This window comes from Kangiella sp. HZ709, from assembly GCF_009674675.1.
In the GTDB taxonomy this organism is placed as follows: domain Bacteria; phylum Pseudomonadota; class Gammaproteobacteria; order Enterobacterales; family Kangiellaceae; genus Kangiella.
Map to the genome: position 1 here is coordinate 343,883 of NZ_WKJC01000001.1, position 21,638 is coordinate 365,520.

The 21,638-nt window shown below is 36.1% G+C and carries 29 protein-coding genes; 3 read left to right on the plus strand and 26 right to left on the minus strand.

Going from position 1 to position 21,638, the window contains the following annotated elements:
* The first annotated feature begins 4 nt into the window (after positions 1 to 4).
* The 3 genes from GJS41_RS01600 to GJS41_RS01610 all read left to right on the plus strand — a co-directional run bounded on the left by GJS41_RS01600 (position 5) and on the right by GJS41_RS01610 (position 1,404).
* Positions 5 to 331 (plus strand): hypothetical protein, encoded by a 327-nt coding sequence (locus GJS41_RS01600; protein ID WP_154245592.1) that lies wholly within the window; start codon positions 5 to 7, stop codon positions 329 to 331.
* 115 nt (positions 332 to 446) lie between these two features.
* On the plus strand, positions 447 to 1,016 hold the full coding sequence (locus tag GJS41_RS01605; protein WP_154245593.1) for a hypothetical protein: 570 nt from the start codon (positions 447 to 449) through the stop codon (positions 1,014 to 1,016).
* Positions 1,017 to 1,047: 31 nt separating this feature from the next.
* A complete protein-coding gene (locus GJS41_RS01610; RefSeq protein WP_154245594.1) occupies positions 1,048 to 1,404 on the plus strand; it encodes a hypothetical protein in 357 nt (118 codons plus the stop codon).
* A gap of 3 nt (positions 1,405 to 1,407) precedes the next feature.
* Here GJS41_RS01610 and GJS41_RS01615 read toward each other — a convergent pair whose 3' ends face one another.
* From GJS41_RS01615 to GJS41_RS01735, 26 genes are read right to left on the minus strand one after another with little or no spacing between them, the layout of a single operon-like run.
* A complete protein-coding gene (locus GJS41_RS01615) occupies positions 1,408 to 2,106 on the minus strand; it encodes a sigma-70 family RNA polymerase sigma factor (RefSeq protein WP_154245595.1) in 699 nt (232 codons plus the stop codon).
* Positions 2,103 to 2,852, minus strand: coding sequence for a flagellar type III secretion system pore protein FliP (gene fliP / locus GJS41_RS01620; RefSeq protein ID WP_154245596.1), 750 nt, complete (start codon positions 2,850 to 2,852; stop codon positions 2,103 to 2,105). The genes GJS41_RS01615 and fliP overlap by 4 nt, the downstream gene beginning before the upstream one ends.
* A 1-nt stretch (position 2,853) precedes the next feature.
* Positions 2,854 to 3,189, minus strand: coding sequence for a hypothetical protein (locus GJS41_RS01625; RefSeq protein WP_154245597.1), 336 nt, complete (start codon positions 3,187 to 3,189; stop codon positions 2,854 to 2,856).
* Positions 3,190 to 3,495: a FliM/FliN family flagellar motor switch protein gene (locus tag GJS41_RS01630; RefSeq protein ID WP_154245598.1), complete on the minus strand. Its 306-nt coding sequence runs from the start codon at positions 3,493 to 3,495 to the stop codon at positions 3,190 to 3,192.
* An 8-nt stretch (positions 3,496 to 3,503) separates the two neighbouring features.
* Positions 3,504 to 4,241 (minus strand): FliM/FliN family flagellar motor C-terminal domain-containing protein, encoded by a 738-nt coding sequence (locus GJS41_RS01635; RefSeq protein ID WP_154245599.1) that lies wholly within the window; start codon positions 4,239 to 4,241, stop codon positions 3,504 to 3,506.
* Positions 4,242 to 4,245: 4 nt separating this feature from the next.
* The gene (flgF, locus tag GJS41_RS01640; RefSeq protein ID WP_154245600.1) at positions 4,246 to 5,427 is read right to left on the minus strand and encodes a flagellar basal-body rod protein FlgF; all 1,182 of its coding nucleotides are present in this window, start codon (positions 5,425 to 5,427) and stop codon (positions 4,246 to 4,248) included.
* Positions 5,428 to 5,431: 4 nt separating this feature from the next.
* Positions 5,432 to 5,833, minus strand: coding sequence for a flagellar hook assembly protein FlgD (locus GJS41_RS01645; protein WP_154245601.1), 402 nt, complete (start codon positions 5,831 to 5,833; stop codon positions 5,432 to 5,434).
* The gene (locus GJS41_RS01650) at positions 5,830 to 6,675 is read right to left on the minus strand and encodes a hypothetical protein (RefSeq protein ID WP_154245602.1); all 846 of its coding nucleotides are present in this window, start codon (positions 6,673 to 6,675) and stop codon (positions 5,830 to 5,832) included. The genes GJS41_RS01645 and GJS41_RS01650 overlap by 4 nt, the downstream gene beginning before the upstream one ends.
* Positions 6,668 to 7,117, minus strand: coding sequence for a hypothetical protein (locus GJS41_RS01655; protein ID WP_154245603.1), 450 nt, complete (start codon positions 7,115 to 7,117; stop codon positions 6,668 to 6,670). Before GJS41_RS01655 ends, GJS41_RS01650 begins: the two co-directional genes overlap by 8 nt.
* Positions 7,114 to 8,463, minus strand: a complete 1,350-nt coding sequence (locus GJS41_RS01660; protein ID WP_227551222.1) for a FliI/YscN family ATPase — start codon at positions 8,461 to 8,463, stop codon at positions 7,114 to 7,116. The genes GJS41_RS01655 and GJS41_RS01660 overlap by 4 nt, the downstream gene beginning before the upstream one ends.
* Complete coding sequence (locus tag GJS41_RS01665) at positions 8,453 to 9,154, minus strand: FliH/SctL family protein (RefSeq protein WP_195758310.1); 702 nt, start codon at positions 9,152 to 9,154, stop codon at positions 8,453 to 8,455. Before GJS41_RS01665 ends, GJS41_RS01660 begins: the two co-directional genes overlap by 11 nt.
* Complete coding sequence (locus GJS41_RS11385; RefSeq protein WP_195758311.1) at positions 9,144 to 9,509, minus strand: hypothetical protein; 366 nt, start codon at positions 9,507 to 9,509, stop codon at positions 9,144 to 9,146. The genes GJS41_RS01665 and GJS41_RS11385 overlap by 11 nt, the downstream gene beginning before the upstream one ends.
* On the minus strand, positions 9,509 to 10,885 hold the full coding sequence (gene fliF / locus GJS41_RS01670; protein WP_154245605.1) for a flagellar basal-body MS-ring/collar protein FliF: 1,377 nt from the start codon (positions 10,883 to 10,885) through the stop codon (positions 9,509 to 9,511). The genes GJS41_RS11385 and fliF overlap by 1 nt, the downstream gene beginning before the upstream one ends.
* Before the next feature lie 8 nt (positions 10,886 to 10,893).
* Positions 10,894 to 11,190, minus strand: a complete 297-nt coding sequence (gene fliE, locus GJS41_RS01675) for a flagellar hook-basal body complex protein FliE (protein WP_154245606.1) — start codon at positions 11,188 to 11,190, stop codon at positions 10,894 to 10,896.
* Entirely contained in the window at positions 11,187 to 11,600 is a 414-nt protein-coding gene (locus tag GJS41_RS01680; protein ID WP_154245607.1) for a flagellar basal body rod protein FlgC, read from the minus strand. The genes fliE and GJS41_RS01680 overlap by 4 nt, the downstream gene beginning before the upstream one ends.
* A 2-nt stretch (positions 11,601 to 11,602) precedes the next feature.
* Positions 11,603 to 11,977 (minus strand): hypothetical protein, encoded by a 375-nt coding sequence (locus tag GJS41_RS01685; protein WP_154245608.1) that lies wholly within the window; start codon positions 11,975 to 11,977, stop codon positions 11,603 to 11,605.
* 10 nt (positions 11,978 to 11,987) lie between these two features.
* Complete coding sequence (locus tag GJS41_RS01690; RefSeq protein ID WP_154245609.1) at positions 11,988 to 13,112, minus strand: flagellar basal body P-ring protein FlgI; 1,125 nt, start codon at positions 13,110 to 13,112, stop codon at positions 11,988 to 11,990.
* Positions 13,109 to 13,678, minus strand: coding sequence for a flagellar basal body L-ring protein FlgH (locus GJS41_RS01695; protein WP_154245610.1), 570 nt, complete (start codon positions 13,676 to 13,678; stop codon positions 13,109 to 13,111). Before GJS41_RS01695 ends, GJS41_RS01690 begins: the two co-directional genes overlap by 4 nt.
* The gene (locus GJS41_RS01700) at positions 13,668 to 14,627 is read right to left on the minus strand and encodes a flagella basal body P-ring formation protein FlgA (RefSeq protein ID WP_154245611.1); all 960 of its coding nucleotides are present in this window, start codon (positions 14,625 to 14,627) and stop codon (positions 13,668 to 13,670) included. Before GJS41_RS01700 ends, GJS41_RS01695 begins: the two co-directional genes overlap by 11 nt.
* The gene (gene flgG / locus GJS41_RS01705; RefSeq protein WP_154245612.1) at positions 14,627 to 15,400 is read right to left on the minus strand and encodes a flagellar basal-body rod protein FlgG; all 774 of its coding nucleotides are present in this window, start codon (positions 15,398 to 15,400) and stop codon (positions 14,627 to 14,629) included. The genes GJS41_RS01700 and flgG overlap by 1 nt, the downstream gene beginning before the upstream one ends.
* A gap of 18 nt (positions 15,401 to 15,418) precedes the next feature.
* Positions 15,419 to 16,108: a flagellar hook-basal body protein gene (locus GJS41_RS01710; protein WP_154245613.1), complete on the minus strand. Its 690-nt coding sequence runs from the start codon at positions 16,106 to 16,108 to the stop codon at positions 15,419 to 15,421.
* Between the two features lie 9 nt (positions 16,109 to 16,117).
* Positions 16,118 to 18,145 (minus strand): flagellar biosynthesis protein FlhA, encoded by a 2,028-nt coding sequence (locus tag GJS41_RS01715; RefSeq protein ID WP_154245614.1) that lies wholly within the window; start codon positions 18,143 to 18,145, stop codon positions 16,118 to 16,120.
* Position 18,146: 1 nt separating this feature from the next.
* Complete coding sequence (locus GJS41_RS01720; RefSeq protein WP_154245615.1) at positions 18,147 to 19,211, minus strand: flagellar biosynthesis protein FlhB; 1,065 nt, start codon at positions 19,209 to 19,211, stop codon at positions 18,147 to 18,149.
* Positions 19,211 to 19,975, minus strand: a complete 765-nt coding sequence (locus tag GJS41_RS01725; protein WP_154245616.1) for a flagellar biosynthetic protein FliR — start codon at positions 19,973 to 19,975, stop codon at positions 19,211 to 19,213. The genes GJS41_RS01720 and GJS41_RS01725 overlap by 1 nt, the downstream gene beginning before the upstream one ends.
* Before the next feature lie 3 nt (positions 19,976 to 19,978).
* Positions 19,979 to 20,239 (minus strand): flagellar biosynthesis protein FliQ, encoded by a 261-nt coding sequence (gene fliQ / locus GJS41_RS01730; RefSeq protein ID WP_154245617.1) that lies wholly within the window; start codon positions 20,237 to 20,239, stop codon positions 19,979 to 19,981.
* Positions 20,240 to 20,278: 39 nt separating this feature from the next.
* On the minus strand, positions 20,279 to 21,403 hold the full coding sequence (locus GJS41_RS01735; RefSeq protein WP_154245618.1) for a tetratricopeptide repeat protein: 1,125 nt from the start codon (positions 21,401 to 21,403) through the stop codon (positions 20,279 to 20,281).
* Positions 21,404 to 21,638: the final 235 nt, after the last annotated feature.

A 21,638-nucleotide genomic window follows, 5' to 3' on the forward strand; every position in this document is an offset into this window, starting at 1 on the left:
ATCAATGAGCAATAAAATGTATAATAGTATAGAAGACGTAATTCAGATCTTTTTAGATTCTTTAAATGTAGAGAACAAAAAAATATTGCTAGATTATGTACCGAATATAATGGTAAAAAATGATGAGTTTGATTTTTTTAATCATTTAAACGATATTTTCGAATTAACAGGTAAAGATAGCTGTATTATCGACTTAATACATATGGAGTCTCCCGAAGAGGCTAGCGTCTTTAGTCTGGGTAATACAGAGTGGGAGCAACATTATATTTTAGATAAGGCTATCGAAACTTTAAAAAATACTGACAAAAGCAACTCCTATTCTTGTTTATAGTATATAAATGACAAAAGCAACTTGACTAGAAAAATTAGATTAATGATATTTGTCTAACTTAATTTATAACCGTATAATTCAGCTAGATAAACTTTATTTTTCTCTAAAAATTATTATGAAATACACCGTTGAAGAATTACTCCAGTTAGCTATCCGTGCTATGAATCAGTCACAAGATGATCATGCGTTGAATTATCTTAATCAGGCGCATGAACAAGATTCGGATAATGCATCTGTTAATTATTTATTGGCTGCACAGTTTGCGGAGATGGGCTTGTATGAGAAGGCTCTAGCCTCATTTGAAACTACTTTATCGAAAGAGCCAAATATGCATTACGCACGTTTCCAGTGTGGCTTATTGCAGTTAACGCAAAATATTATCGAGCCGTCTCGTGAGAATTTTGAGTATTTAACTCAGCAAGAAGATAACCCTGAGCTTGCACTGTTTGGCCGTGGGTTGATAAAGCTTATTGAAGATGACTTTGAAAACTCTAAGATTTTATTAAATGAAGGTAAGTCGATTAATACTTTAAACCCGGCGTTGAACAATGATATCGATAAAATTTTAACTCAAATCAATATTCACCTTAAAGGTGGCGATGCAGAGTCTGGGAAAGCTGCTGATGCTTCGAAAGGGCAGTCTTCGGTCTTTTTGTCGGCCTATCAAAATAACGATGACGATTAATTAATTTACATGTTTGTTATGGAAAACAATTATGGTTGATAAAATTAATCAAGCGACTTCTATACCGAAGTCGCGATCGGTAAAACGCTCAAAAGAATCGAATCAAACTCAAAAACAAAATGGTTCTTCAGACGAAGAACTGCTGGACTCTCCTTTACTAGAAGGTGGAGTTAATCCATCAAAGAAATTACAACTATTAGTTGAAGAGCAGGGCGTTGATGTCGCTCGAAGACAATTAATTCGTGAGATCCTATTGGAAAAATTTGGTTCTGAGTTAACGAGTAGCGCTGAGTTTGAGCATTCTTTAGAAAAGTTGAATCAACGGATTGAATCTATTCCAGAGCTTAAAAATGAATATGATAACTATTTGTTAAAACTTAAAACCTAAGTTTTATGGTTCTAGGTAAGCCTCTTTGAGTTTCTGAATGGCCAGTTTGTGCATTTGCGAAACTCTACCTCTGGTTAATCCAAGGTGTTCTGCAATTTCAACAAAGCTCCACTGATAATAATAATGGTATTGGATCAAGATTTTCAGTGGCCCCTCTAAACTATCAATAATACCCAACAGTTGCTTTTTAAGCTGCTCAAACTCCATGCTATTATAGGGAGAATGGGTGACTTGATTGATTAGATAGAAATTCTGATCTTCTAATAGCTCTAATAGATATAAATCTACCGTTAATTCTACGATTGCTTCGGTTGGATTCTTTTTATGGCGATTTATAAAAGAAATAAACTTACTGGTTTCTGCTTTTCTGATCTGATTTAAGTGATGTGTCTTTTCAGTAAAAGTAGCTACATTATCTAATATTTCACCTTTTAACCGCTTTATGGCAAATGCTTCGAACGGAATTTTTAGATCGCTATTATAGCGTTCGATAGATTCTAATAAAGCAATGGTGGCATAGTGGATATAGTCTTTTAGATCCGAACCATTAACCCGATACTTGTTATATAAAAATTTAGCTTCAGACACAGACCATTCAGCATAAACATCGAAAAGTTTATGCTTAATCTCTACGGTAGGGTTCTCTTTCCATTTAGTCCAAAGCAACAGCTTTGGACAGCTCTCATCCTTTGGCATCGTCATTGAAAACTTGTAATTAAAGATCCTGCGATGAGTGTCCAGCCATCAATTAATACAAACATTAATACTTTCATCGGTAACGATATGGTCATTGGCGGAACCATGATCATACCGAGTGACATCAATGAGCTTGCCACCACTAAATCTATTAATAAAAACGGCAGGAATAGGACAAAAGCTATTTTAAATGCGGTTTTAAGCTCGCTAATCATAAATGCCGGTATTAATTGCTTTAAGCTAACCTCATCAATCGAGTTCGGCGCTTCTTCACCGGAGATATCAATAAATAGTGCTATAGAGGATTCATCCGTTTGGCTCGCCATAAAGCGTTTTAAAGGGGCTACGCCGCGATCAAGAGCTTCTTGTGTGGTGATTTGATTTTGCGAATAGGGATCGTAGGCTTCTTCTTTTATCTTCTGAATGGGCTCCGCCATAATGAAAAAGGTCAGAAACATGGATAACGCTATTAGTACGTTATTGGGCGGTGTTTGTTGCATACCTAATGCGAATCGCAACATCGATAATATAATAATGATCCGAGTGAAGGATGTAACCGCAATAAGTAGAAATGGAATAAAAGATAAAGCAGTTAAAAAGATAACCAGCTTTAAAGGTGTACTTATGCTATCAAAGCTGGAATTCAGCAATGAATCCAAATCACTGGTAGTCGGCAAGCTAGTTGCCATACTTTCAGGTGAAAAAAATAGTCCTAACAATGCGAGTATTGTTAGCAAAGATTTACTTTTCATTTTAGTCAGTCTTTTTATTATCGAGAGTATTACTCAAATCCAAGAGGTGATTGCCATTGTCCATAATCAAATATTCTTTATTCATATATTGATAGTGAATCAAAGATGTATTTTGACTTAACTTACTTCGATGCAGAACCTTAAGAGATTTATCCTTGCCTTGTATGCCATAGGGCTTGATAAGGCCAAATTTCTTTAGCAAAAGCAAAATTGCTACATAGGCAATGATCAGCCCCATCAGCACTAGAAATATATAACCAATATAACTAGTCGGAAGTGTCTCTGCAGAGCGAAACAAAGGCTCTTTTGGTACAGCAGTCAGTAACGAAAAAAACATTTAGTTTGCAATCTCCGTCACTTCAACACCAAAGTTTTCATCAACAGCGATTAAATTGCCTTTAGCGATAAGTTTGCCATCAATAAATAAGCTAATAGGAGTATTGATTTCTTCGTTTAGCTTTATTTTGCTGCCTTGCTTTAAATTAAAAAGCTCATCTACAGATAATGTGCTGGTGCCTACTTGAGCGGTTAGCTCGACGTCGACGTCTTTAATTAAGTTAATATCCATGGAGACTATATTTCCACCTTGTTTGCTTTCTTCTTGAGATTCAAGTTCTATCTGTTGTAGGGTTTCTTCGCTCATAAGATCCTCTAAGAAACTAAAATTGATTTATGATGCTGATCTTTGCCAAGATTACACTTAGCAATTTCAACGGAATTCTCAAGCCTTAAATTTAACGGCTCAAATATTTTATGCTCTAGCTTTAAAACATCGCCCACACTAAGACTAAGAGTGTCATTGACCTTGATAGTGGTATTGTTCAAACTGATATTAATATTAATGTCTTGTTTGCCCAAAGCACTTATCGCTTTAACCAAAGGCTTGTTGTTAGTTTGCTTTGAAAATTTAGCGGCCAGCCAATGGTTTGGTAGTTGGATAAATAAAGATTCATTATCTATTTTAAGTTCAAAATACCAGCTGATGAAGTCATGAGAATCTGATTTGCTTTCTATGGTGCAAGTTGTAATGTCCAAACTGGTTATCGTGGCCATTAGATCTTGTAGCATGCTGCTAACAATTTCATCGGTGTATTTGGACTCTTTGATTTGTTCTGAATCAGAAGGAACCAATTTACTTAATAACAAGCTTTTGCAGTCAGCAGAAAATACAATGCTATTAGCAGAAGCATTAGTTTTATAATGCCATATGCTACTGCTATTACTAATAGTTGCTTTGTTTACTATTGCCAGCTCATAATCCAGCGTTATAACGTTGCCTGCCGAGTCACGCAATAACCAATCTTTAAACAAGTTCTTGACTGGTTCTGAAACTTCCTTGAGCAAAATTTCTTTGTGATTATCACTAAGAAAGATAATAGGGGAGCTCATAACATTAGCCACCCGTATTACTGTATAGCTGCTCAATCATTTGATTGGCCACATTCATAACTCTTGAACTAGCTTGATAACCGCGCTGAACAATAATCATATCCGCAAACTCTCTTGCTAACTCAACGTTTGATAACTCAATACTGCCAGGAGCGATGCTACCAAAGACATCTTCTCCGGGTTCGCCCATTTGAACATCTATGGCTGAATTTGCAGAAAAGCGATAACCATCAACTTGATTTAATGCATTTTCATTTTGGAAAAAAGCCAATGCCAGTTGAGCACCGGTTTCTTCTTCGTCATTTGCGTAGCGAATAATAACTTCGCCTTGTTCATTGAAATTAATGCTAACAAATGGCTGGGCCGCATTACCGTCTTCAATTGTTGCAGATGCAGTTGAAACAGTTCCGCCTGAGAAAGAAGTAGTAGAGGAAAAAGAGCCTGGCTCACCAAAGGACAGCGAGACGTCCATAGCGGTACCTAATGTTCCATTTATATCGGCTGGTATAGTTAAGTCAACAGAATTAAAACCATCTAATAAAGTTCCATCAGGACCGAACCTAACTTCTCCATTCCCAATCACGCGGCCATTTTCGTCTGTAACTTCTACTAACCAGTTGCCTGCGGTATTAGCTGTATCGTTAGTGAAATTAAAGTTAACTAAGATTTCTTCGCCAATTTCATTAAAAACTCGAATATCATTAATTTGATGTGCGTCGTCACCAGTTGATAAGTTACCTTCAAAATTAATTTGAGAGGTTACCTCTGGTGGCAAAGTTAATAGATCTTGAACATTAATTTCAGTCAAAACGCCATTCTCATCAAAGCCCATAACTCTAGAATCAGAATTTTGGTCAACAAGAACGCCATCATTATCGAATGTAAACTGACCGGCACGAGTATAGAAGTACTCTCCATCCTTCTCTAGAATAAAGTAACCTTGGCCTGAAATAGCTAAGTTAGTACCATTACCCGTTTGACGGATGTCACCAGATTCAAAACGTAAATTTTGATCTAAAATTTGCGGGCCAATGCCTACGCCTCTTGAGTTAATAAGGTTGCGATAAAAAACATCACTACCTCTAAAACCAGGGGTGTTCATATTCGAGATATTATTACTGATAGTATCTAAGTTTCCAGAAAAGGTTAGCATTCCGGATAGTGCTGTAAAGAAAGCTTGAGACATCGGTTTACTCCTGTGAAATTATTTGTCTAATTTGGCTAAGAGGAATGTCGTTAACAAACTCTCCTGCAGAGGTTTCTAGACGAAATCTGGGACCTTGTTCAGAGAAGGTAACGGCTTTAATTACACCATCGATATTCCCTAAATCAACTCTCTGGCCTAATAAACTTGATGCTTGGCTAGAAGCAGTGGTAAATAGTAGGTTTTCAATATTTTGACTGGTTTGTCTTGCTTGTTCTAAAGCAGAGAACTGTGCCATTTGTGCCAAAAACTCGCTGTTATCCACCGGCTCTAACGGATCCTGATAGGTCAGCTGCGCGAGAAATAGCTCAATAAATTCTTGTTGATCAATATTGTTATTTTCGTTCTGTTGAGTCTGAAAGACGGTACCAATTGATTCTATGTTCATTTGACCTTCCTATATGTTGTTCCATTAATAATCACTTTCGTTTGTTTATTAATAGATTCTTGTGTATTTAAAAATTCTTGGGCAGTTTTTGCTAATTGTTCTTCTTGTTGCTGACTTAATCGATAATCTCTTAACAACAAAATATTGTGATCTTTTGCTTCAATAAAATTAAAGTTTTTTGCCATGATTTTTTGATTGCTCAGAGAAGACTTATAAAGCAAGGCTTCTTGAGATTCATTCAATTCAAAATTAACTTTGCTATTAGTTTTAACGTTACCACTGGCGAATTGCTGGTTTGTAGGCTGAGTCACTTTGCTTTCGTTAGGCAGTGATTTCCCTGGCGCCGGATAGGTAGCAGAGTAAGAGTGAGTTACTTTCTGATTAGATTCAGAAGTCGTATTTGAAGCTATATTACCCACTAAAGATGTATTAAATTCATTTTTAAACGATAATGAGCCTAAAGCGAAAGCTGTTAGCGGCAAGACTTTTTCATTTGCTGTTTTCTGATTTAGGTATTGCTCGGTGCTCTCTAATTGATTTAGATTAGAATCGGACTGCGCATACTTTTCTTCACTTATTGCATGGACCTCATCTTGTGACAGAATGTACTGAAGCTCTTCCTCTTGCTGAAGATCTTCGATATCTTGCTGTTCATCGGCAAGCATATTTAAATCTGTATTTTCTTTAAACGTATCAGGCATCATCAAGTTGTCAGTTTTATCACCCATATTTTTTTCATTCAGCAGCTCATCAAATGTCCTATCAAGTTGCTCTTTTACACCTTGAGTCTTATTTTGAGTTTGCAGAGACAATGAGTTTATTAAGTCTGTTAAGTTAATCATTTAAGTACCTATTAGATTGCCATTGCTCTTGCAACTTAGAATCTTCGTTTTTATTGAGCATCTCAATCTGTTTTTTTCTTTCGTTGTTCGCTAAATTTGAATATAGCTTTTCTTTTTTATATTCACTTGCCACTTCAATTTTGAGGCTTGATTTTTCTTTTTCTACAGCAATCAATTTCTGTTGTAAATTAGCTATATTTTTTTGCACTATAGTAATAGTCTCTGATTCTGCTAAATACTTGGTGCTATCAATTACAGCTGAAGAGACTCTTGTTTCTCTAATTTTTTGATACATGCTTTTAAGTGAGACTTCTTCATCTGCGATTGATTGCTTAATATTCTTAATTTCATGATTGATAGCATCTAATTTTTGAGCAACCAAAAGTTTTTTATTGTTTTTAATCTCAGATAACGTATCCAGGCTTTTTATATAGCTATTCATAGATTACCTTCGAGTAAATTATACTTTCTCAATATATTTTTTAATAACACGATTAAGTCAGCATATTGAGTAACTTCATCAGAATCCTGTTTTAAAAAGGATTCAATTTCCGGATAAGCTTTTATAACATTATCTAAATATACGTTTTTACCTTCTTCATACGCGCCAATATCAACCATATCCTTAATCTGTAAGAATTCAGAAATCACTTTCAAGCCATTATTTATAAGCTTAATATGCTCTGCATCTACCACCTTACTGGCTAAACGGCTACTACTTTGCTCAACAGATATAGGAGGGTAATGACCTTTATTGGATAGTTTCCTATCCAACATGATATGTCCGTCAATTAACGAACGCATGCTATCCGAAATCGGCTCGTTAAAATCATCGCCTTCTACTAAGACTGTATAGATTGCAGTAATAGAGCCCTTATCTTTGAAGTTGCCAGCTCTTTCCAATAGCGGAGGCAGGTTCGAGAACACAGAGGGCGGGTACCCTTTTGTAGTAGGGGGTTCGCCGACTGCTAAACCAATCTCTCTTTGCGCCATGGCAAATCGCGTTACTGAGTCCATAACAAGCAGTACATCTTTTCCTTGGTCTTTAAAAAACTCGGATATGGATAACGCAGTAAATGCTGCATGGGTCCTTTCTAAAGCAGATTGATCTGATGTAGAAGTGATTATCACAGATCTAGCTAAACCATCCTCACCTAAGTGGTCAGTTAGAAATTCATTAACTTCTCTTCCTCGCTCACCAACTAAGCAAATAACGTTAACATCAGCCGTTAAGTTTTTCGCCAGTTTACCTAAGAGAGTACTCTTGCCAACGCCGCTGCCAGCGAAGATACCAATTCTTTGTCCTAACCCAATTGGTGTGAACATATCAATCGCTTTTACACCTGTTTCGAGTAGTTTATTAATAGGGGAACGCTCCAAAGGATTCGTTGGTTTTGTATAGAGAGGATATTCTGTAGCGCTTTCTAATTTGCCTTTATGATCAATTGGTTTACCAAAAGCATCGACTATTCTTCCAAGTAGGCTATTAGAAACTTTGACACTAGAAAGTTGACCTGTTGCAAATACTTTAGAGTTGATGGATATGCCTCTCAATTTAGAGTAGGGCATTAATAATGAACGGTTGCTCTTAAAACCTACGACCTCAGCCTTAATTCGCTCTCCTTGGCTAGAAACTATATAACAGAGCTCACCTAAACGAACATCAATATTCGTAGCCTCAATGATGCCACCATAATATTGATATACTGAACCAAAAGAATCATAAAAGGAATGATTCGTTGCTTCAATTTTTAAATCGTTTAGAAGTGCGCTAATTTCAGCCATCATATTTCGCTCTTAGTAGCTTTTTCACATTGGATAAGATAATTTCTAGTCGGGCATCCAAAGTACAGTTATCTGTTTCTATGTATATTCCGCCATTATTTAAAGATTTATCTTCAACAACTTTATATTTGTCAGATTTATCTGTAAGAACTTCAGATTCTATAAAGTGTTTATCATTCGGATGAACAAATATAGTGTAAACCTGTTCTTTATTCGTCGTAGCTGCTGCCTCAATGGTTTTGCTAACAAGGTCTTTATAGAAGCTAGGTTCCTCAATCAAATTTCCAATTATTGAAAAAATGACTTCTAGTAATTGCTCCTTTTGGTTGCTGACTATAGCTTCAGACTTCTCAACGAGAGCCTTGTCTAGGCTTTCTATAAGCTCTAGCTTTTTATCTAGCTCACTAATTTTTTCGGCATTCGAAGCATCAGTTTCTTTTTGAGCTTTAACTAACCCTTCTTCGTAACCTTGTTTTTTAGCCGCTGCTCTAACATCGGATTCAATTTTTTCGATCTCATTTTGATACAAAAATTTGAGTTGCTCGATATCTACTTCAGGTTTTTTGTCAGTCTCATTTTTGTCTAAGTCTGATCTATCAGTTTCAATAGTTTCATTTATAGCTTCAATTGTTCTAGTGCCAATTTTCACTCTCGATTCTTTATAATGGACTTCAGATATTTTTTTAACGGTCATTATCTTGTCCATAATCGTGTTGCTCCATCTGGAAAAGTTGCTGCTTGACTTTAAACGAGGGAACATAGTCTGCTTTTCCATCTAGGCAATACTCAATAAGCTCTTTAAATTCAGGCTGAAAGCTAGGTGAACTGATTTTAGTTAGTAAATCCAGCTCTTGTTTGCTATAAGACAAATACCTGTCAATAACAAGATCAGTTAACTTTGTATCTGCTTTATCTGATATAGCAGACAAAGCAGAGAGATGGCTGCGGATTTCAGAGACTTCATTTTCATTTAATTGGTGTAAAAGCCAAGATCTATCTTCTTCAGAAATAGACCATAACTTTACAGCTATCTTCTTAAACTTACTCATTACTCTTTTAACCAGTTTTGGACATCTGTTAAAAGCTTTTCACGTTGATAATTGTTCAGCTTTTGGTTTCTTCGAAATAGAAGGCTGATCAGCAGCAAAAATAGAGACAAGCCAAGAGCAATAACCAGATACTCTTTCTTTAAATAGGGATGCTCTAAAAGACTATTTATTTTAGGCTGTTCATTTATCGCCACTTTACTTACATCTTCTTTTAGAACTTTTACGGGTAACGAAGGCTTTATAACCTGAAGATCACTCGACGTAACGACCTTGTCAGCATTGTCTTTAGTAACAGTGTTTTGAGTTGTCCCAATAGCTAGACCATCCTCAAGCTTGTCAAAAACAACCACTGTCAAACTGTCGCCTCGCTCCTTATTGATACCAATGGCATCTAAAATAACTTGATTCAGCTTTTGAATTGCAGCGTCAGACATTGATTTTGTTAAAATAATGCCCGCACTAATTCTTTTAATTTCGCCCGTTGAATGCTCTATCGATTCTATTTTTGTTCCATACCCATACTCAATATTTTGATTATTGGTCTTCTTGTTTCCTGTGGAAGTTGACTTCTTAAGTATTATTTCTTTGCTAGGCGAAATAAAGTCGTTGTTTGTTTCTTTGATTTTGTTGAAATTCAACTCAACATTTACCGATAACTCATATTGAGTAGGCTCTATTATAAGATTTAATATTGTTGATATTTTATTTTCAATCGCACTCTCATGCATTTGTTTTTGTTCTAGCTTTCCAGAAACGTTAGAGCCAACGTCTGCTTTAGAGTTAAAAACTGTACCTTTGGTGTCGGTTATAATAACGTCTGCTGGTTCTAAGTTGTCAATAGATGCAGCAACAAGTTCTTTAATCGAATTAAGTTTGATGTTGCTTATGTCTGTTCCAGCTATTGCTACTGCTGCAGTAGCTTTTCGCTGGTCATTTTTAAATAAACGCTTTTCTGGTGTTGATAAATGAACTCGAGCATACTTTATTCCATCTATATTTTTTATGCTTCTTGATAGCTCACCTTGCAAAGCTCTCTGGTAATGAACTTTCTGCGAAAACTCTGTCATTCCATAATCAAGGTTATCAAAAATTTCTAAACCGACAGCTTCACTCACTAGAACTTTTTCAGAAGTCAGTTTTAATCGTGTATTTGCTTTTTCAGAAGCCTTTACCATGACAGTGCCATCAGGTGATACTTTATGCTCCACCTTTAACTCTTCTAGCGATTTGATTATTTTTGCAGATTCAATTTCATCAGCGTTATCGGTTAAAGCTACCCAAGAATTAGTAGATTGCCAAAAATAAAACCCAACGATTGCAATAAAAGCGATGCTGAAAGCAATAATAACGTGCTCTTTTTTAAGATTGTTAAACATCAGTTCACCTATATTTGCATGCGCATTACTTGCTGATAAGCTTCCAGCATTTTATTTCTAGTTTCAATCATGAGTTCGAACGACATTTTTGCTTGTTCCATTTGAATTAGAACTTCATGGGTTTTTATTGGTTTTCCCAGCGCCGCGTCTTGTAAGCTAATATCAGCTTGAACTAATTGATCATTAATCTTATTTAGGTGTTCAGCAAAACTTGTCAAACCAACATCATTGGTGCTGCTACTTACTAAATTTGTAGCAGTCATATTTGCTGCTGTGATTGCCTGAATACTCTCTATAGAACTCATCGGTTTTTACCTATTTCCATTGTTTTTTGAGCCATTGAATAGATTGTGTTTAATGCTTTAACATTGGCTTCATAACCGCGCTGTGAAGAAGTAAGCGTTATCATTTGATCACTTAAACTTATACCAGGCATAAAAACCATCCCATCGGAATTAGCTTCGGAATGATTTGGTTTATGGACACTTCTTAAATCACCATCATAGTAATAGCTGACACTTCCAGAGTTATTGAGTGAATCAATAAACTTAGGCGAAGCGTTAACTTGAACAGCACCAAGATTTGATTTATTTTTTAAAGCGTTATTACTATATATAGTGTTTTCATTAGCAATATTTAAAGATGCAGCTTTTAGACGCATTCTTTCTAAGTTCATTCCGTATTCGCTAATAGCGTAGATTTCTCCAAAGCTCATTCTTATCTCCTATTACTTACTGCCATTTTCATTAAGCCAAAGTTCCTATTAAGTAATTCAACGATGCCGTTGTATTGCTTTGAATTCTTAACTAATTCAGCTACTTCTTTATCTAATTGAACAGCATCATTTAATAAACCCTCAGCTCTATATGTCATAGCAGGCGAGAGTTCGCCAGACTGTAACTGTTGACTTAATAAATTATGATTTTGCTGTATGCTTTGTAATTTATTTAATGCATCTGAAAAGTCAGCTCTAACGGCCTTGTAGCCATTGACATTAGCATTTGCAATATTTTGCGATATGTATGACTGCTGTTCTAAGATACGGCTTAAAGACCATGTTGCTAACTTAGTAGTAACGTCAGAAATTTCCATAATGTTGCCTTTACTGTAGGATTAAATTTGCGTGTAATGCACCAGCCTGTTTTAAGCTTTGCAGTATCACAATTATATCTCGAGTGCTTAATTTAACTTCTTGCAATCTCTCGACTAACTCTATGACGGTAGCACCTTCTGATAATGAAACGGATTGAGGGTTTTCCTCCTCAACTAAAATATCCGTTTCTGAAACGATAGCGGTAACAATGCCATCTGATTCATTTCTACCTATGAAACTTGGCTGAGAGACATTAAACCGAGTTTTAATAGCTACCTTTATATCCCCATGAGAAATAACAGTAGGCGCTATATTGATATTGCCTCCTGATACTATTGTTCCTGTACGTTCATTAATAACAATTACAGACTCAGAGTCGGGTTCTACAACGATTGATTCAAGCTTGGCCAGAACATCAAACAGTTGTTTTGAATCTTGGCTGGTAGGTTCTATCTCGATTTTCCCAGGTTGACTAGCAATGATTTTATTGTTGGGCAATGCTATTGCTAACGTTTTCAATACTCTTTGGGATGTCGTAATATCAGGTTTATTTAGAATTAAACCAATGTTGCCATTTTTATTAAGTATTTTTTCATTAGTAGTATTTTCAATAGTTGCACCCAAAGGAATTCGGCCTACAGTAGGATGATTTTTTTGAACCACATTTCCATTCAAATCATATTTATACCCACCAATACTGATAGGCCCTTGTGCCAAGGCATATACTTTCCCATTGGGTGCTTTCAAAGGTACCATTAATAAGGTTCCGCCAACTAGGCTTTTAGCATCGCCCATTGATGAAACGTTCACATCAAGTTTATCACCTAGCTGAGAGAAGGGTGGGAGAGTGGAAGTTATCATTACTGCTGCAACATTCCTACTGCGAATGTCATTGCTATGAATATTTAGATCAAATGCCTGCAAGGTATTTGCAATAGATTGTATGGTTGCTCTATTTCGGGACGAATCACCTGTGTTAGCTAGACCAACAACAATACCATAACCTACCAGAGCATTGCTCCTGACACCTTCAAATCTAGATATCTCTTTAAGTCTAATGCCGGCATTCTTACTACTAGCTACAACAGAGTCAGTAGATAAAATGAGTGCGATAAATATTAAAAGGTTTTTCATAAAATACCTAACCAACCTAAAATTGTTTGTATTATCCCTTTGCCTTGGTCATCACCAACCGTGCCTTCTCCGGTGAAAGTAATTTCTGCTTCAGCTAATCTATTCGATAAAGCAACATTCTTAGAATTAATGTCTTCTGGTCGAAGCACTCCTTTAATTCCAATTATCTGCTCTTCATTATTTATATTTAGAACTTGCTTTCCTTCAACGATATAATTTCCTGCAGGAGTCTTATCTATAATCGTCACAGAAATTTGCGCTTGCAAAAAACCTTTCCTTACAGTTCTAGCATCAGTATCTGAAGAACGGTCAAAGTTGATCGCAAACGATGGCTCGCGGGTTGTATCAAAAGCGTCAAGGCCTATGCTGGTATCTCTTGAGCGGCCAGTGCCTGCTTGAGATTCAGCTTTTGACGCTTCAACAACGACTAAAGTTATTAGATCACCAACTTGAGTTGCTTTTCTATCAGCAACGAGCGACTTAAACCTGTCTTCTTGATATAAGTTTTCTGCCAAACTTATCGGCATAAAAACGATCAAGAAGAGTATTAATACTTTATTTTTCATATAATGTTAACTCTCTATCTCCGGTGACTTTAGCTAAAAGCATTTCGTTGCTCGATGGAACTGTCACTTCGACTAAATCATTTAAATATCCATTCTTATGAGCAACAACTTTAAGTTTAACTTCGAAGCCATTTTTGTTATGAATTAATGTGCTGGCCATACTATCAAAAACTAAAGGGGTGGGAGCTAAATCTCCTGCAAATAATAGCGAGCCCTTTGCTATCTCTTTTTTAGCGACATATTTTCCCGATATAATATCGTCAGCGGTAATTAACTTGCGAGAAAGACCTTTACTAATTCGAATGCTTTCCTCTAGATCTTCAATTAAAATTGATTCATTTTTCTTAAGGTTTTTATTAATCCTTAGAACTGTTAATTCAAGCTTAATGTCAAACCAAAACGTACGACTAACCAAGCTTTTAGTATCATTCAAAAGTTTAACTTTAACACCTACAGCTTTTGCCACTTGCTCTTTAGTCGGTGCATTTAGAATTTCGCAAGCAAGCGAAAACGTTTTTGAATTAATGACGACTACACCATCCGAAAACGAAGTTCTACCACTAACGCTAGATAAAAAACCTAATTCATTTAACTTATCGGTTAAACATTGCTTTGCTTTCGCACTAATTTCCAATAGTTTAACTTTAGATTGAGAGGTGGCTCTTTGATAGATCTTTCCTTTTCCTCGCCAGGTAATGTCGTAGCCAGACAAATAAGATTTTATGGTAGAAACATCGATAAAACTTGGATGATCTGAAGTGCTAATTACTATTTCTTTAATTTTTTTAATTACTGCTTCTTCACCTCTCAGGTATACCAAATCAACCAACTCAACTTGAGAGTCAGCAGGGTAATGATGTACCTTGAAGCTACCTGTAATGACAGCTTTAGCATTTAAACTATCAATACAAAAGAGTAATGATATTAATAGAAATAGTTTTAGTTTCATTATCTTCTAAGATTATTAATGGTTTCTAACATTTGATCTGATATTTGCAGTACACGCGCATTTAGCTGGTAACCGCGCTGTGCTAGCACGAGGTTAACCATTTCTTCTACCATAGATACATTGGATATTTCTGTATGCCCTTGTAATAGAGAACCGAATCCATCTTCGCTAGGCTTGCCAAAAATCGCTTCACCAGATTTATCCGTAGAGCCATATAGGTTGTTACCCAACTCCTTTAAACTCTCGGCGGACGAAAACTTAGCTATATCAAGTTGCCCTAAATTGATCGCCTCATCACCGTTATTAGAAAAACCAGTTATTTGGCCATCTTGCCCAATAATCACATTGGTTACATCTGGTGAAACCACTATATTTGAGCTAAGCTTATAACCATGAGTGGTAGTAAGATATCCATCGTTGTTAATCATCAGTCTGCCTGCTCGAGTATAAGCATTTTGTCCGCTGGGTAATTCTACTTCAAGGAAGCCTTGTCCTAATATGGCGACATCTAGAGGGTTGTTTGTCGCTTTAATCTCACCAACAGTAAATACTTTATTTGTAGAGCCAATGCTGGTGCCAGTTCCTACTAAATTACCAGTGTTATCATTTGAAACTGTATTTGTATTGTTGTTCTTATACACAAGGTCTACAAAATCGACGCGATTTTTTTTGAAACCCAGTGTGTTAGAGTTAGCAATATTGTTTGAGATCACATTAATCAATGTCTCTTGAGCATTTAAGCCTGACTCAGCTATGTATAGCGCATCTATCATTTTATTCTCCTACAAATTCTAACGTTGGCCTAAGGTATTAATACCGGTATTTAATAATTGGTCATATGCCATTAAAGCTTTCTGATTGCTTTGCATATGTCTAGATATTTGGATCAGCTCAATCATCTGTGCACTTGAAGATACGTTTGATGACTCAAGCACACCTTGTTGCACTTGAATATCTTCAACCGACTCTGAGCCACTAGATAATTTATATAAACTTGAACCTAGATACTCGAGCCTTTCAGGAGAAGAGGGCCTAACTAACGAAAATTTATTTACTTTTCTTTCGTCAATAATAAAATTGCCTTCTGCATCAACAGAAAAGCTTTCGCCATCTAAGACGATTGGCCCTTGCTCACCAATCACTTTATTTCCATTGTGCGTCACTAGATTGAAGTCATTATTCAAATAGAAAGAGCCATTCCGAGTAAGCTGAATCGAGCCATCTTCCGACAGTACTTGGAAAAAACCAGAACCTAATATAGCAAAATCTAAATTCCTTTCGGTCTTTTTAATGGTACCGGCTTCCATATTAATAGACATCGTTAAAGAAGGCGCAGTGGCGTTATTTTTACTCTCACTTTCCGTTAAGGTCATAGCTTTAAAACCTGCCGTATTAACATTCGCTATGTTATGACTTAAATTGCTAAATTTTTTCATATCAGCATTAATACTATCAGCTATTATTTCAGTTACTTTTGGCATATTTTCTCCTTAAAGTTCGACAATCCCATAGGATTGAACATTGAGATTACTCGGCAATTCAGAAATTGATATTACTGATAAGTGCGGCATAACTCGGTCTGTTAACTTCTTGACGTGCCGCCTTAATAACGGTGAACACAGTAATATTGGCAGTTTATTTTCATTCATCATGCGCTCACTATTGTTTGCCAAACTGACCATTAACTTTTCTGAAATATCAGGGTTAATTACTAGGCTTGGACTATCGTTATCAAGTCTCAATTTTTGAGTTAGATTAGTCTCTAACTCTGGGTCTAATGTTAGAACGCTTAACTCCCCGTTTATCGCTAATTTATCGCAAATATGTCGACCAAGAGACTCTCGAACTTTGTCACTAAGTACCTCTGGGCGCTTTTCGTTTTTTGCGGTATCCACGAGCGACTCAAGAATAATATCGAAATTTCTAATTGAGACTCTTTCATCAAGCAATATCTGTAAAACTTTTTGAATATCACTCAAACTCAAAATATTAGGTATAAGCTCATCAATTACAGAGCCTGAGGTGTCTTTATATTGGATTAGTATATTTTCTAATTCATTCCTGGTTAGAAGTGCTGATGCATACTTCTTCAAAGTTTCAGTTAGGTGGGTGTTAATTACTGTTAGGGGTTCAACAATAGTTAAACCTAATGATTGGGCTTGTTCAACTTTATCGTTCAAAATCCATTTTGCTGGAATTTGATAGGTTGGTTCAAGTGTCTCTTCACCTTTAACCTCGGCTAAAAGGTTCGCATGACCGATACAGAGGACGCTATTGGGCACAAGTTTGTATTCTGCGACTTTTGCACCGGATAACAATATCTGGTACCCATATTCATCTAATCTTTTGCCTACAGAAATGTCCATTTCAGGTGGCACATAACCATATTCAAGTGCATGTTTTTTCCGTATTTGATTGACCCTACTTGGAAAGTCATCAGACTCATCGAGATAAGTTTGTAACTTATTGTTAATTTTAATAGTAATCGGGGCTTGCTTTATTTCATCATAGACTGAGGATTTTTTCTTTTTATCATCGCTTTCATCACTCACATCTGTATCTTTTTTGGTAAAGGCGAAGTAGGTTAATGCTGTAAAACCAGCTAAAACTATAAGTATAGGAAATGTGGGCAAGCCAGGTAAGAAGACTAGAACTGAAAGCGCAACCACTATTATCATTAATGTCTTAGGGTATGCCGTTATTTGCTTTGAAAGCTCAGAACCGAGCTGTGCGTCTGTAGCAGCTCTTGTTATAATGATACCTGTTGCTGTCGCTATTACTAATGAAGGTATTTGAGTAACAATACCATCACCAACGGTTAGTAGAGTATAAGTTTGAAGTGCCTCTCCCCAGGCCATACCTTTCTGACCTAAACCTATCGAAAGGCCACCGATAATATCAATAAGAATGATGATAATTCCAGCTATAGCGTCTCCCTTTACAAACTTGGTAGCACCATCCATTGCACCATAAAAATTTGCCTCTTTTTCTATATTAGCTCTTCTTTCTTTTGCTTCAACTTCATCAATAAGCCCCATATTTAAATCTGCATCAATACTCATCTGTTTACCAGGCATGCTGTCTAAGGTAAACCGAGCTGCAACTTCAGCAACTCGCTGGGCACCATTGGTTACTACTACATATTGAACAACGATTAAGATTAAAAATACGACCATACCGATAACATAATTACCTCCAACAACAAAAGAACCGACAGCATTAATTACCTCACCTGCATCAGCATCATCTAAAATTAGTCTAGTAGCGGAAATATTTAATGCCAAGCGAAAAAGTGTCGCAATAAGCAATAGTGAAGGGAAGGTAGAAAAGCTAAGAGGCTTGTCAGTATAAAAAGTGATCAATAATATTAATAAGCCAAAACTAAAATTGGTTATTAATAAAAAGTCTAACAACCCAGAAGGTATCGGAAGAAATAAAATCATTAGAATGGCTACCATGCCAATAACTAATCCTAGATCAGAAATATTAGTTTTAATTGTTTTTAACATCGAAGCCATTTTAGACTTTACCTTCAGAAATTAACCAGCGATATATTTCTGCAATTTCATCGAAACTTTCTTCTGAAACTGCCGAGCCAATAGCTGTTTTTTTATACAGCAACCTTGCTAAAGGCGGCTTTCTTATAATGGTTTTATTATTAGCTCTTCCAAGCTCTTTGATCTTTCTGGCTAGCTCTCCAGTGCCTTTCGAAACAACGATTGGGGCAGCCATTTTTAACTTGTCATATTTAAGAGCAACAGCAAAATGAGTAGGGTTCGTAATAATTACGTCTGAGTCCTTTACTTTAGATAAAGATGTAGTTTTTGCTACTAACTCCTGATGCAGTTCTTTTCTTTTTGATCTGACTTCAGGGTGTCCTTCTCGACGTTTGTGTTCCTCTTTAACATCTCTTTTACTCATCCGCATTTTTTTTGCGAACTCCCATTTTGAAAATAGAAAATCAATCAAAGAGATGGGGAACAAGAATAAAATAGTTAAAAAGGCTATTGCTGACAAAATTGATATGATTTGAGTTGTTATAGTGTTGCTAGATACATACATTAATGTTTGTATGCTTGGAAACAATATGGAGAAACCGATATAAAAAATAGAGCCTACCGCTACTATTTTCAACAAAGCTTTGAATAGTTCAAACAGAGTTCTCATTGAGAATATTTTTTTAAATCCATTTACAGGATTAAGTTTTTTAAAATCCGGCTTTAATGGATGTGTAGAAAATATTGGTTTTGTTTGGAACATGGTGCTGACCACACCAATCACTAAATTTATTAAATAAATAGGCAAAACTATTGCTATAGTTGAAAAAGCGATGTGCAAAAACCATTTAAATATATTTTCAATGTTATAAACAAATTGTGATGAGAAGTTAAATATTTGCTTAAACACATCTGAAAACTGGGTGATTACCTTAGGGCCCAATGCAATAATTAGAGAAGAAAAAGCGAGTAATTGTAGTATTGTATTAATCTCAATGCTTTTGCTCGCTTGACCTTTTTTTCTTGCTTCCTCAAGTTTATGGGGAGTTGCTTTCTCTGACTTGTCTAGGTCTTGATTTTCAGACATCAAGCCACCCCCAGTACATCGTTCCAGAAGGAGTTGACAGCATTGAACATATTTTTAAATACGTTGCCGGAGGCTGGTATCGTTAAGAATAGTAGGAATATCCCTGCGCCAATTTTCAATGGCAAGCTAACGAAGTAGATGTTCATTTGAGGCATAGACTTAGAGGTGTAGGCAATAACCAAATCTAAAGCCAACAAACCAATCATAGTTGGTAGAATCAAACTCAAGCCAAACAGAAATTGGGAGCTTAAATAAGACAATATTTTAGAACTCGTGATGGTCTCAGGCAAAGAGCCAAAAGGAACTAAAGAAAATGACTCTGAAATTCCTTTTATAAATAAGCCATGCACATCCAATATAAAAAACAAAGTGATAGCAAGCGTGGTGAATATTGTTCCAAGTAATGCTTCGCTGTTGCTGGTAGTGGGATCGATAATATTGGCCGCACCAAAACCAATCTGCAAATCTAGTGCTCTACCTACGAATGATAAAGCTGCAAATAAGCAAATGATTCCAAAAGCAAGAGTTGCGCCAAGTATGGATTCTAATAATAGAACTGCGATTAGTCCTGTAACAGAAGAGGGCAGATCAACTGGCACTTCAGCATAAATGAAAATGGTGATAGAGAGAACAATGCATAAATATAGCCTTACAACGTTTGGTACTCTGCCGAGTAGAGATTGCGCCGTTAAAAATAAAGCCGATATTCTTACAAAGATAAGAAATCCTAAAAAAGCCTGTTGTAGAATTAAGTTATCAACCATCGTCTAAACCGGTAGGTTTGTTAATAAATCTTTAGCGTAATTAATTAAGGTCGATAACATCCAATGACCAAATACGGCTAAAGCACCTACAACTGCAATAATTTTAGGCACAAATGTGAGTGTCATCTCTTGTATTTGAGTGACAACTTGGAAGATACTAATTAACAGGCCCACAATTAAGCTTACGCACAAGATAGGTAATGCGATTACTAAAGCCGTTTTAAACATGTTAGATAGTAAAAATAAAGCGGTATCTGTATCCATTTCCTTCTACAATGTGCTATATGATTGTGGTTGTTTATTTTATTTTTGTAATGTATTAATGAAGTCTAATGCTTCTTTGCCTTGCTCGGTGTTAAACACATTGCTAACAATAGACTGAACCTTTTCTTGATTTTTATCTGATTCAGCCAAAATCATCAGCGTATATTGGGCGCTAAAACTGTTAGGGTCTAATCTAAGAGCTACACGAGCAGTTCTCTCTGCTTCTTCGTATTTACCTTCAAGCGCTTCAACTATTGATAACCCTCCATGTGTTTCGCCAAAGTTTCTATCGATATCCATAGCTGTTTCATAACAAGCTCTCGCATCAGCAACGCGATTTTGCAATAAAAAATTCCAACCAAGAGAATGCCAACTACCAATATGCTCCGGCATTAAACTGCATGCTTTTTCTAAGAATGACTCTGCTGTAACTAAATCCTTTTTCATCATCAGTGCCAAGCCTTTATACAGCCAACCTCTGCCGACATGAGGGTGCATTTCAACTGCTTTATCAAAGTACTCTTCAGCTTTTACTAATTCTTTTAGATGTTGTTGGTTGAGCATGCCTGCAGCAAGTAGACTCTCAATTTGATTAGGATCTTTGGTTAAAGCCTGCTCTGCATAATCTAATGATGCCTGAGAGTAACTACCGTTATCGAAGGAGATAAGTGACATTAGCCCTTGCAAACTTGTTTCATCGTTGAATTTGGCTAATCCTTTTTCTAAAACAATAACTGCTTTATCCAGTTCACCTAGGTGGTGAAGACTTCTGGCATGAAGACTGTAGACAGATGGTTCTGGATAGAAATTTATAGCAGTTAAAGCTTCGTCAACTGTTTCAAAGTTACCAAGCTGAAAGTTAGCATGAGCTAAGTTGATAGTTACGAAGTTATGAGCCTGTTCACTAAATTTATAGTTTTCTAACAGCGCTACAACTTTGTCAGGCTTGCCTTGCGCAAGGAGTATATTACTTTTTTGGAATATTATATCTTCCGAAGCTGATCCTGTGGATTCAAGCTTCTCAATAAGACTCAAGGCATCATCTGAGTTACCAAGATGGTAATTGACACCTATCAACTCCCTAATGATAGAAGTATTTGAAGGGTCTTGCTTTAAAAAGGTGAGGAGTGCGTCTCTTCTCGTTTGTAATTCTTTATTATTCATTGTAAGAAGCTTATTTTAAGCTCTTTCCAGCTATATTTTTATACTATTTATTTTAAGGCTGGCGATTATAGGCTTCTTGTTAGAATTAAACAACCAGTTATATATTCATAATTTTTTCATAAATGTTTAGTATTTTTTTTAAATAATATTTATGCTCAAACAATATCTTAAATAAACATTCTAATTTATTGTTTTTAAAGTCTGAAAAGCAATAATTTGCATTTGACACTCACCC